We start from the raw sequence: 10,659 nt of genomic DNA, 5'->3' as shown, positions 1-10,659 counted from the left end.
CCCCCCTTTAGGAAAAGGGGGAGTAGGTAGTATTAAATTCCCCCCGGCCCCCCTTTTGCAAAGGGGGGAGTAGGTAGTGTTAATCCCCCACGGCCTTTGCAAAGGGGGGAGAATTAAAAATTCCCATACCCATCGTTAGTAAGGATCTCCAGGGCGGGATGATCTTTTAATTTAATATTAATGCGGTATAAGTATAAAATCAACGGAAAGGTCGGGCCATAAAGCGGAAAAGTGGAGGCAAAAGGCAGTTACCCTGGAGAGGCTTTATTCCAGCCCGGGCAGCTCCACGGGGAGGCGGCCCCGCGGGATAAGGTCGCCATTTAGAGCTTCGGCAAGGGCTTGCATGGAGACTTCGGTGTGGCTGTAGGTGCAGAGGCAGGCGGCGGCGCGGGGCACGGCCAGTAGATCGTACGGTGCGGAGAGAGCGAGCAGAACCAGCTCTGTCTCTTCGGCGAGGGCATTTAGCAGGGTGATCCAGGCGGGGCGGCGCCGCAGGTCGAAGGTGCCGGCCAGGACCAGGGCAGAACCGCGCAGCGAATCGAGGAGTTCTTCAATATCAGCATCAGTCGCATTAAGCGGCAGCAGGCGCGGCTGGAGAAAGGGGCATGCCTCCACCAGGGGCTCGAGAGCGCTTTCCAGCTCGGCCGGCCAGATGAGCGAGATGTTCTCCCCTGGGGAGAGGGGGATGACAGAGGCGCGGTCGCGAACCAGGGTGACGCTTTCCCGGGCTATGCGCCGGGCCAGCTCCAGGTTTTCAGGCAGGGCCAGCGCAGAGAGCTTTTCTCGCTGCGGCAGGGGATCGGCGAGAATGCCGTATTCTTTCTTCACGGTGAGAATCCTCTTTACCGACTGCTCGAGCCGCTCGAGGGTGATGACCCCCTCGTCCACCGCTTTTTTCAGCGCGTCAAAGATTCTCCGGCTGTCGCCGGGCTCGACGCCGCTCCAGGGCCCGAATAGGATCAGGTCCACGCCTGCCTGGAAGGCCATCACCGCCGCCTCCTCCAGGCCCCAGCGGCCGCTGATTGCCCCCATGCTCATAGAGTCGCTTACCACCAGGCCGCCAAAGCCCATCTCCTCCCGCAGGTAGCGGACCGCTTCGGGGGAGAGGCTGGCGGGAAGCTCGTCGCTGCCGGTGATACCGGGAACGAGGATGTGGGCCATCATCACCGCGGGAACGTCCGCGTCGACCATGGCCTGGAAGGGGATTAGCTCCAGCTCCTTCAGGCGGGAGAGCCCGTGGGGGATGAGCGGCAGCCCGTAATGGGAGTCCACGTCGGTATCGCCGTGGCCGGGAAAATGCTTCGCCGTGGCGATAACCTTCTCCTGGCGGTAGGGGGCGACCATGGCCCGGCCCAGCCGGGCCACCTCCCGCGGGTCGGAGCCGAAAGAGCGCACCCCGATGACGGGGTTGTCGGGGTTGTTGTTCACATCCACCACCGGGGCGAAGTTAAAGTTGATCCCCAGAATGCGCAGCTCCCGCGCCGTTACGGCGGCGCTCTGGCCGGCCAGCTCTTCGCTGCCGGTGGCCCCCAGGGCCATGTTGCCGGGGAAAAGGGTGACCCCCTCTGTCAGGCGGGCCACGGCGCCGCCCTCCTGGTCCACGGCAATGAAGAGGGGCACCATGCCCCTGTCGAGGGCGGCCTTCTGGATCTGCTCCGTCAAGTTTGCCACCTGGGCGGGGCTTTCAATGTTGCCGGCGCTGCTGAAGAGGATGACGCCGCCCAGGGGCAGCTCCCGCAGCTCCTCTGCAAACGAAAGGCCGAAATCCGGCCCGCTGAAGTAGGCGATGATTACCTGGCCGATTTTCTCCTCCAGGGACATGTTCCGGAGAATTTCTGCCAGCTCATCCTCATCCTCCTCCCGGCCAGGCTCTCTGTTTTCGCCCTGGGGCTTGCTGAAATATTTTAATAACAACAGGACCGCTGCCAGTATAAGCAATAAAACAATCAATGCCGGAAATATGTGGGATCGCTTTCTGCTCCTCAATGACAAGTCTCCTTTAGATTAACTGGTTATTCCTGTCCATTGTAACTGAAAAAAATGAACTGTTCTCATGCCATGACTTTCCTTATTATAAACCTTAAGCGGTCGTTTTAACATGCCCTTAAAGAAAAAGCAGGCCACAACCGGCAAAACTATGGCCGCTACGGACATGGCGACACCATTTCCCGGTTCCTGCTGCGTTGCTTTAATTGTCTGCCGGGAATCAAGCTGTTATAATGAGAGCAGCACAAGCTGAAATCAAAAGGAGAAAGTCATGTTCATCTCTATCATGGTCTAAGGCTGATATCTCACTGGGATATCTGACCCGCCAACCGGGCGACACAATCCGGCAGGGGCAGGTATGCCCCTGTCTTTCTATTTTTTAGAGGTGATCATGATGACAATACTTCTTGAGGCCGCCAGGCTATACAAGGAATATGACGGCCGCCCCGTATGGAGCAATCTTACTTTTCAGATAGCCAGGGGCGAAAAGGTCGGGCTGATCGGACGCAACGGCAGCGGCAAGAGCACCTTGCTGAAGATTATCGCCGGGCAGGAGAAGCCCACGGGCGGGGAACTGCATCTCTACCTGCCCCCGGAGCAGGTGGGGTATCTGCCCCAGGAGCCGGAGCTGCCCCGCGGCCTGACCGTCCAGGCCTGCCTTTCCGGGAAGGAGCTTCCGGAAAAATGGGTGCTGCAGAAGCATATGGAAAAGCTTGGGCTGGGAAGTATAGAGGCAGCCCGGGGCACGGAGTGGCTAAGCGGCGGAGAGAAAAGCCGCCTCTGCCTGGCCCGGCTGGCGGCACGGCAATGCGAGCTGCTGCTTCTTGACGAGCCCACCACTCACCTGGACGCAAGGGGGCTGGAGTGGCTGGAAGAATACCTGCAGAAATTTCCCGGGACGGCGCTGATTGTTTCTCACGACCGCTATCTGCTGGATAAGATTGCCGGGCGGATTTTGGAGCTGGAGCAGGGTTCAATTCGCTCCTATCCTGGCAACTACTCCGCTTATGCCCAAATTAAAGACGACGAAAAGAAGGCGCAGTGGAAAGCATACCGGGATTACCGCAGCAGGCGCAGGCGGCTAATCGCCTCCGTAAACCGGAAAAAGGAGTGGGCCCGCCGGGCGGCGGCGGCATCTTCGCCGCGCACCCCCTACCTGGCGGCCCGGGCCAAAAAGATGGACCGGACGGTCAAGGCTCTCCGGAAGCGGCTGGCCCGGCTGGATGAAGGCGCTCCCCGCAAACCCTGGGAACACCGCCGGCTGCGGCTGGACTTCGCCGGGGGTGAAAAAACGGGCAAGAAGATTATCAGCGCCGAAGGGCTTGGCCACTCATTCAATGGACGAACTCTCTTCGAAAACCTCAATTTTACAATTTTCAGCGGTGAAGCCGCGGTCTTGATCGGCCCAAACGGCGCCGGTAAAACAACCCTTCTGCGGCTCATTCTCGGTGAATTGAAGCCGGCCCGGGGAAAGGTCAGCCTGGCTCCCTCGGCCCGCCCCGGCTACCTGGGACAGGAGTTTGACATCCTGGACCCGGAACTGACCGTGCTGGAAACGGTGGCCGCTGCCGGGGAGGCGGACGGGACCGCAGCGCGCCACCTGCTGGCGGCCCTTCTCTTTACCGGCGAGCATTTCCACCGGAAGGTGGCCACCCTCTCCGGCGGAGAGAAGAAGCGGCTGATCCTGGCCACACTGCTGGCCCGCCGGGTTAATCTGTTGATCATGGATGAGCCGACCAACCACCTCGACATCGAGTCGCGTGAAGCGATGGAGGCGGCGCTGGGCGAATTTGAAGGAACCATTCTCGCCGTAAGCCATGACCGCTATTTTCTGCACCGCCTTTCCAACCGGGTCCTCCATTTGGAAGCGGGGAAGCTGGTCAATTATCCCGGTTCGTACGGGGAGTATCTTGACAGCTTGAGTATGTCCGGCAAAGGCAGCCCGGAGGAGATTCTTCTCCTGGAGAACCGCCTTTCTTACCTTTCAAGCAGGCTCAATGAACTGGCTGGGCCGGGCGGCGCCGGGTCCCCGGAAGAGCTGGAGCGGGTGAACCGGGAATTTATAGAGATTAGCCGCAAGTTGCAGAGGTTGAGATCGAAGCCATGAATGCATTGGGGGAGGAAGATAAAATCCCCCCCGCCCCCCCTTTTGCAAAGGGAGGAGATTATTATGGAGGCCCACAAAAGGAAGATTAAACACGTTAGCCAGCTACGATATTGGTACGGGTTTCGGGTCGGGCATGACTGGACAATACAAGTAGGAGGGTGAACCCGGGCGGGCGTGGAAGCCCGCCCCTATGCAGGCGGGTTTTGCTGCAGCCGGCCGGCCGGGCCGGGCTGCCGGTACATGAAGCGGCCGCCTGCCATAGCGAAGCGGCCGCGCGGATATCAATACCCATATTTTTAGCTGAGAGCTTCTTGCTGCTTTTCTTTTTCCTCGGCGGTGATGCGGCGAAGTTCCCGGATGACGTCATAAAGCGGGTCCGCATCCCAGTCGTCGGGATAGATGTTCGCCCGCATGCTTTCCAGCCGGGAAATAAGTGTGTCAATCTTTTCCACCAGTGAATTCCCCATCGCCTTCTCCTCGTTCCAATTTACTTTATCATATGCGCCCCTGTTCCGGAAAGTCACTACAGGCCGGCCAGCCCGCCGCCAACCGCCACATCCCGGCAGGAGCTTGTTTTTTCTTATATTTACTACAGCAAGTCGACAAATCCTGCCGGAAATTTATCCAAGCCAAGCCGGGCCAGGGAAAGCCGGCGCCGCGCGCTGCCGCTGAGATGGACCCCAAAAACCCAGGAAAAGTCTTCGCCGCCGGTTATCATGGCCGCGCGCCCATTTCCTAAAAATAAGGCTTACTATCTAGTCAATGGATAAATCTGTTCTATATTTCCATACTTTACATAGAAGGGAAACAGGCAGCCGCGCCGAATTACTAGTTAAATCATTTAAAGCCATTTTCTGACACGGGAGGTGAAAGTTCATGTCCAACCTTGTATTTAAAGACAATCTTTCTCCCTCCGAGCGGAAACTGGTGGAACATTTATTCAGAATGCGCCCAAAAAAGCCACTCGTCGCCTGGCTCCTTTGGCTCTGCACCGGAATTTTCGGAGGGCACAGGTTTTATTTGAAAGATCCCATTGGCGGCACCATCGTCCTCTGTTTAAGCGCACTCACTGCAGCTTCCTACTTTTATATAGCCAGGGCGGTCCCGACGCTGGGCTTCATCCCCTTCTACGCTGCCGGTGGCTGCCTCGCGCTCCTGCTGCTAATTGATGCCTGCACCCTGTTCTCGAAAACCCACCGCACTAATAACCAGATCGAAGCCCAAATAATCATCCAGGTCGCCAACATGAGCAAGCGCTAGCACTCATCTTAGCTCTCCGCTGCAGCGCAGCCGGCAGCCCTCTGAAGCGGCGCCGCCGCCGGCGGGGCGATCCGCCAGATCTCGGAGGCGTAGGCGGCAACGGTGCGATCGCTGGAGAATTGCCCGGCGTGGGCAACGTTCACAATGCTCATTTTCAGCCAGCGGCTTCTTTCCCTGAAGGCCCGCTCCAGGAGCTTTTGCGTCTCCACGTATGCGAGGAGGTCTTTCAAGACCAGGTACTCGTCATTGCCGGCCATGAGCGAATCATGGATGGGGGCGAACTCCTCCCGCCCGGCCGGCAGGAAGCCGTTCACCAGCTGGTCCACCACTTCTCTGACCAGGGGCTCACGGGCATAGAGCTCCGCCGCGCGGTAGCCCTGCTGGTGGCAGCGCAGCGCCTCGGCCGCCTCCAGGCCGAAGATGAAGATATTGTCCCGCCCCACCGCCTCCGCAATCTCGATGTTGGCCCCGTCGGCGGTGCCGATGGTCACGGCCCCGTTGAGCATAAATTTCATGTTGCCCGTTCCCGAGGCCTCCTTGCCGGCGGTGGAAATCTGCTCGCTCACATCGGCGGCGGGGATGATCTTCTCCGCCAGGGAGACGGAGTAGTTCTCCAGGAAGATCACCTTCAGCCTGTCGCCGATCCGGCGGTCGTTGTTGATGAGTTCAGCCAGGGTATTGATGAGCTTAATGATGCGCTTGGCCAGGAGATAGTTGGGAAAGGCCTTCCCGCCGAAGATAAAGGTGCGCGGCGTCATCTCCAGGCCGGGATCTTCCAGCAGCCGGTTGTAGAGGTGCAGGATGTGCAGCGCGTTTAACAGCTGCCTCTTGTAGGCATGGATCCGCTTAACCTGCACGTCGAAGATGGACTGCAGGTCCACCTCCCAGCCGGTGCGCTCCCGGATGATCCTCGCCAGGTCGGCCTTGTTCTGCTCCTTGACCCGCCGGATCGCCTCTTGGAAGGAAGCATCGCCGGCATAGTCCAGCAGCCGGAGCAGGCACGAAGGATCGCTAATCCAGCCCGGGCCTACGGTTTCGGTGACCAGGGAGGCGAGGCGCGGGTTGGCCTGCAGCAGCCAGCGGCGGTGGCTGATCCCGTTGGTCTTGTTGTTAAACTTTTGCGGGTAGAGTTCGTAAAATTCTTTCATCTCCCGCCGCTTCAAGATCTCGGTGTGCAGGCGGGAGACACCGTTGACGCTGTGGCTACCCACTATGGCCAGGTGAGCCATTTTCACGGTGCCGCCGTCGATAATGGCCGTGCTTCGTGCCAGCTCCCCGCTCCTGGCGGGGGCCAGCCGCCCCAGCTCTATCTTGAAGCGGCGGTCGATCTCCTCCACGATCTGGTAGATGCGGGGGAAGAGCGGGGCAAAGATCTCCACGGGCCAGGTTTCCAGCGCCTCCCGCAAGGTGGTGTGGTTGGTGTAGGAGACCGTCTGCCGGGTAATGCTCCAGGCCTCCTCCCAGCCCATCCCCTCTTCGTCGATGAGTATGCGCATCAGCTCGGGGATGGCCAGGACGGGATGGGTGTCGTTGACGTGCACGGCCACCCGCTCATGGAGATTCTTAAGGGTGCCATACCTCTGCTTGTGGAGGCGGGCAATGCTCTGCAGCCCGGCGGAGACGAGAAAATACTGCTGCTGCAGCCGCAGCACCTTCCCCTCGCGGCTGGAATCATCGGGGTAGAGCAGCTCGCTGATGGCTTCCAGCCGGTGCTTGTATTCAACGACACGGCGGTAGCAGTCCGGCTCGCGGCAGCCTCTCTTCAAATCCTCCAGGGCCGGTTCGGCGCTCCAGAGGCGCAGCGTGTTCACGATGCCATTGCGATGGCCGATTACCGGTATGTCGTAGGGCACGGCCAGAACTGACTGGTAATCCTCGTGGTGAAAGACGAGCCGCCCGCCGGCCTGCCCCGCCCTCACCCGGCCCCCGAACCTGACCTCCACGGCCTCCTCGGGGCGGCGCGTCTCCCAGACGCTGCCTCCCCCGCAGAGCCAGTTTTCAGGCATCTCCAGCTGGTGGCCGTCGGCAATGACCTGTTCGAAAAGACCGTAGCGGTAGCGGATGCCGCAGCCCATGCCGGGCAGCCCCAGGGAGGCCAGGGAATCGAGGAAGCATGCCGCCAGCCGGCCCAGGCCGCCGTTGCCCAGCCCGGCATCGGGCTCGGCGGCAAGGGCTTTGTCGAGGTTTAGGCCAAGCTCGGCCAGGCCCTCGCGGCAGAGCTCCAGCACGCCCAGGTTGAGCAGGTTGCTCTCCAGCAGCCGGCCCAGCAGGAACTCCATGGAAAAGTAGTAGACCTGTTTCGCTCCCCTCTCCCGGTAGAGCCTGTTGGTATCAATCCAGCCTGCCGCCGCCTCTTCCCGAACCATGCAGCCCAGGGTTTGAAAGACGCTTTCGGGAGTGGCCGCGGCTATATCCTTTCCGTATAGATGTCTGAATTTTTGAACAAAGCTATGCTTAAACTCCCGTTTATTTTTAAACATAGACATTGCTCCTTCGATTATGGTTTCCACCTATATTAAAACACATTTTTTTATGTAATTTAAGAGTTAACTTTTGTTAAATAGGAAAATTGCGAAAACTTAAATAGGCTTGGGCCTTTTCCTGCCGACCCGCCCTTCCCGCAATTCTTGAATTTTCAAGGCCAAAGGAGTAAGATAAAATCAGATTGCCGGCGGCCGCCGGATCGACCTCATAGGCCTGCACTGCCGGGGGAAGGGCTTCCATGAACAGAATCGCCTTTAAAACGGGGCTCCTGCTGTTATTGCTGTGCACAATGACCTTGCCTTGCGCCGGCTGTGCCGGGGAACCTCTACCCCCGGCCGGCGAAGAGGCACCCCTGGAAATTGTTGCCACCATCTTCCCCCTGGCCGATATCATCAGCCGCCTGGGCGGCGAAAAGGTAAGCGCCACAGCCCTGCTGCCTGCAGGTGCCAGCCCCCACACCTTTGAGCCCACCACGGAGCAAGCCAGAAGCATGGCCCGGGCGCAGCTCCTGTGTTACATCGGCGGGGGGCTGGACGACTGGGCCGCCCAAGCGGCAGCGGCCGGCTCCGGCAGCCTGGCACTACTAAATCTCCTTGAAGCAGCGCAGGAGCGGGGCTGGAGCCCTCAGCCGGGCGAAGACGAGAAGCCCAACCCCCATCTCTGGCTGGACCCCATTGCGGTGCGAGATTACCTCTGCCCGGCCATCGCCGAGGCCATGGGCAAAGCGGATCCTCAAAATGCCGCTTACTACCGCTCCAAGCTGGCCGCCTACCAGGAGGAGTTGACCGCCCTCGACGGGGAGATCCGCGCCTCCCTGGAGGGCTTGCCGGAAAAAAGCTTCATTTCCGTGCATGCCGCCTGGCAATATTTTGCCTCCCGCTACGGGCTAGACCAGGCGGCGGTAATTGCCGAGTTCCCCGGCCAGGAGCCCTCGGCCTCCTGGATCGCCGGGCTCGTCGACCTCTGCCGCAGCCACGGCGTCAGGGTGGTGGCGGCTGAGCCCCAGCTTTCAGCCGCCGCGGCAGAGATGATTGCCCGTGAAATAAAGGGCCGGGTCATCCTGCTCGATCCCCTGGGCGGCGCGGGCCTGCCCGGCAGGGACAGCTACCTGAATTTAATGCGCTACAATGCGGCGGTGCTCAAAGATGCCTTCACAGGACAATAATAGCGCGGTCATTTCAGTGGAGAGGCTTTCCGTGAAGAGGGGCCCGGCCCTGGTGCTGGAGGATATCTCCTTCGAAGTGAAACGCGGCGAGATGATCGGCCTCATCGGCCCCAACGGCGGCGGCAAAACCACTCTCCTGCAGACACTGCTGGGCTTAATCAGGCCTTCCTCCGGACGCGCCACGGTCCTCGGCCGCCCCTCCGGGAAGCTGGGCGCGGCGAGGGAAAAAATCGGCTACATCCCGCAAAACCGCACCTACGACCGCCGCTTCCCCCTTTCGGCGGAGGACGTGGTCAGGACGGGCTGCTGCTCTCCGCGGACGCTGCTGCGCTCGCTGAGGCGCGAAGAGAAGGAGGCCGCCCAGGAGATGTTGACCGCGGTAGGCGCCCTGCATCTGGCCGCGCGCCCCTTCGGCGATCTCTCCGGCGGAGAGCAGCAGCGGGTGCTCCTGGCCCGGGCCCTGGTGCGCCGCCCGGAACTGCTGCTCCTGGATGAGCCCTCCACCGGCCTGGATCCGGCGGTGCAGCAGCTCTTCCTGGAGCGGCTCCGCCAGCTGCAGCGAAGCTACGGGCTGACCGTGCTCATCGTATCGCATGATCTTCTCTCCCTGGCCGGCTTTGCCGACCGGCTCCTCTGCATCAACCGGACCATGCATATTCACGGCGAGCCGCAGCAGGTGCTGCACAGCCCGGCCCTGCAGAAAGCCTACCGCTGCACCTACGATATTCTAGAGATGGCTGCGGCAAGCGAGGAAGATTCCCGCCATGGCTGAAATGTTTTCTTACGCCTTCATGAGGCATGCCCTGCTGGCGGCGGTATTGACCGGCGCGCTCTGCTCGGCGGTAGCCTTTTTTGTCGTCCTCAAGCGGCTCTCCTTTCTCGGAGTGGGCATCTCGCATACTGCCCTGGCGGGACTTGCCCTGGGCCTGGTCACGGGGCTGGATCCCTTCTGGTGCGGCAGTGCCTTCGCCGTGGCCACCGCGCTGGCCACGGGGCATATCAGCCGGCGGGGGCAGCTTTACGAGGATACCGTTATCGGCATCTTCTTCGCCGCCGGCATGGCCCTCGGGGTGGCCATGCTCAGCAGCTTAAAAGGTTACTACCCCGAGATCTTCTCTCTCCTCTTCGGGAACATCCTTTCCGTTTCACCCGCCGACCTGCGCCTGCTGGCCGCGGTGGCGGCACCGGTGCTGCTCTTCATCGCCCTCTTCTTCAAAGAGCTGCTGGCCATATCCTTCGATGAAGAGGCCGCCCTGGCCAGCGGCCTTCCGGTCAAGCCCCTTTACTACGGCCTGCTGGCGGCCATGGCGCTCACGGTGATGATTTCGGTAAAGCTGGTGGGCATTGTCCTCGCCTCGGCGCTCCTGGTCATCCCCGCTGCAGCGGGCTACCGCTTCAGCAAAAATTACCGGGGCATGTTCCTCCTCTCCCTGGCCACGGGCATTGGCGGCAGCGCCGGCGGCCTCATCCTCTCCTACTACCTGGACCTCCCTTCGGGAGCGGCCATCGTTCTCTTTATGGCCCTGATCTTTGTCATCTCCCTGCTTTACCGTCCGCGTGACGGGTGAACGAATACTTTTGGCCTTAACCGGGCGGGGCGGAGGCGCAGGGGTAAAAAAATACAGGGCAAATCCCTGTATTGAAAGGATATATAGTG

9 protein-coding genes are annotated in these 10,659 nt (G+C 60.4%); 5 read left to right on the top strand and 4 right to left on the bottom strand.

Annotated features, from left to right (window positions below; translation table 11 throughout):
- Positions 1-264 precede the first annotated feature (264 nt).
- Positions 265-1,914, bottom strand: coding sequence for a glycoside hydrolase family 3 protein (locus ACE4YL_RS01125; protein WP_461369055.1), 1,650 nt, complete (start codon positions 1,912-1,914; stop codon positions 265-267).
- A gap of 466 nt (positions 1,915-2,380) precedes the next feature.
- Here ACE4YL_RS01125 and abc-f point away from each other — a divergent pair, with 466 nt between their 5' ends.
- Positions 2,381-4,093, top strand: coding sequence for a ribosomal protection-like ABC-F family protein (gene abc-f / locus ACE4YL_RS01120; RefSeq protein WP_461369054.1), 1,713 nt, complete (start codon positions 2,381-2,383; stop codon positions 4,091-4,093).
- A gap of 296 nt (positions 4,094-4,389) precedes the next feature.
- Here abc-f and ACE4YL_RS01115 read toward each other — a convergent pair whose 3' ends face one another.
- On the bottom strand, positions 4,390-4,545 hold the full coding sequence (locus tag ACE4YL_RS01115) for a hypothetical protein (protein WP_461369053.1): 156 nt from the start codon (positions 4,543-4,545) through the stop codon (positions 4,390-4,392).
- Between the two features lie 424 nt (positions 4,546-4,969).
- On the opposite strand from ACE4YL_RS01115, the gene ACE4YL_RS01110 reads away from it, so the two are divergent.
- Entirely contained in the window at positions 4,970-5,353 is a 384-nt protein-coding gene (locus tag ACE4YL_RS01110) for an NINE protein (RefSeq protein WP_461369052.1), read from the top strand.
- Positions 5,354-5,361: 8 nt separating this feature from the next.
- Here ACE4YL_RS01110 and ACE4YL_RS01105 read toward each other — a convergent pair whose 3' ends face one another.
- Positions 5,362-7,833, bottom strand: a complete 2,472-nt coding sequence (locus ACE4YL_RS01105) for a glycogen/starch/alpha-glucan phosphorylase (protein ID WP_461369051.1) — start codon at positions 7,831-7,833, stop codon at positions 5,362-5,364.
- 76 nt (positions 7,834-7,909) lie between these two features.
- Positions 7,910-8,077 carry a hypothetical protein gene (locus ACE4YL_RS01100; protein ID WP_461369050.1) on the bottom strand — a complete coding sequence of 56 codons (168 nt, stop codon included), beginning with the start codon at positions 8,075-8,077 and terminating at the stop codon, positions 7,910-7,912.
- On the opposite strand from ACE4YL_RS01100, the gene ACE4YL_RS01095 reads away from it, so the two are divergent.
- The 3 genes from ACE4YL_RS01095 to ACE4YL_RS01085 are packed head-to-tail and all read left to right on the top strand — an operon-like array spanning position 8,076 to position 10,570.
- Positions 8,076-9,002 carry a metal ABC transporter substrate-binding protein gene (locus tag ACE4YL_RS01095; RefSeq protein ID WP_461369049.1) on the top strand — a complete coding sequence of 309 codons (927 nt, stop codon included), beginning with the start codon at positions 8,076-8,078 and terminating at the stop codon, positions 9,000-9,002. The genes ACE4YL_RS01100 and ACE4YL_RS01095 overlap by 2 nt on opposite strands.
- 31 nt (positions 9,003-9,033) lie before the next feature.
- Complete coding sequence (locus tag ACE4YL_RS01090; protein WP_461369048.1) at positions 9,034-9,774, top strand: metal ABC transporter ATP-binding protein; 741 nt, start codon at positions 9,034-9,036, stop codon at positions 9,772-9,774.
- Positions 9,767-10,570, top strand: a complete 804-nt coding sequence (locus ACE4YL_RS01085) for a metal ABC transporter permease (protein ID WP_461369047.1) — start codon at positions 9,767-9,769, stop codon at positions 10,568-10,570. Before ACE4YL_RS01090 ends, ACE4YL_RS01085 begins: the two co-directional genes overlap by 8 nt.
- Positions 10,571-10,659: the final 89 nt, after the last annotated feature.

Source organism: Candidatus Darwinibacter acetoxidans (assembly GCF_041936445.1).
In the GTDB taxonomy this organism is placed as follows: domain Bacteria; phylum Bacillota; class Limnochordia; order Darwinibacteriales; family Darwinibacteriaceae; genus DTU010.
This window is presented reverse-complemented; position numbering and strand designations above follow the sequence as displayed.

What these genes read in the sequence shown, in the direction of transcription:
- ACE4YL_RS01100 (WP_461369050.1), bottom strand. Translation starts at nt 8,077, where the DNA reads ATGGAAGCCCTTCCCCCGGCAGTGCAGGCCTATGAGGTCGATCCGGCG.
- abc-f (WP_461369054.1), top strand. Translation starts at nt 2,381, where the DNA reads ATGACAATACTTCTTGAGGCCGCCAGGCTATACAAGGAATATGACGGC.
- ACE4YL_RS01095 (WP_461369049.1), top strand. Translation starts at nt 8,076, where the DNA reads ATGAACAGAATCGCCTTTAAAACGGGGCTCCTGCTGTTATTGCTGTGC.
- ACE4YL_RS01085 (WP_461369047.1), top strand. Translation starts at nt 9,767, where the DNA reads ATGGCTGAAATGTTTTCTTACGCCTTCATGAGGCATGCCCTGCTGGCG.
- ACE4YL_RS01110 (WP_461369052.1), top strand. Translation starts at nt 4,970, where the DNA reads ATGTCCAACCTTGTATTTAAAGACAATCTTTCTCCCTCCGAGCGGAAA.
- ACE4YL_RS01105 (WP_461369051.1), bottom strand. Translation starts at nt 7,833, where the DNA reads ATGTTTAAAAATAAACGGGAGTTTAAGCATAGCTTTGTTCAAAAATTC.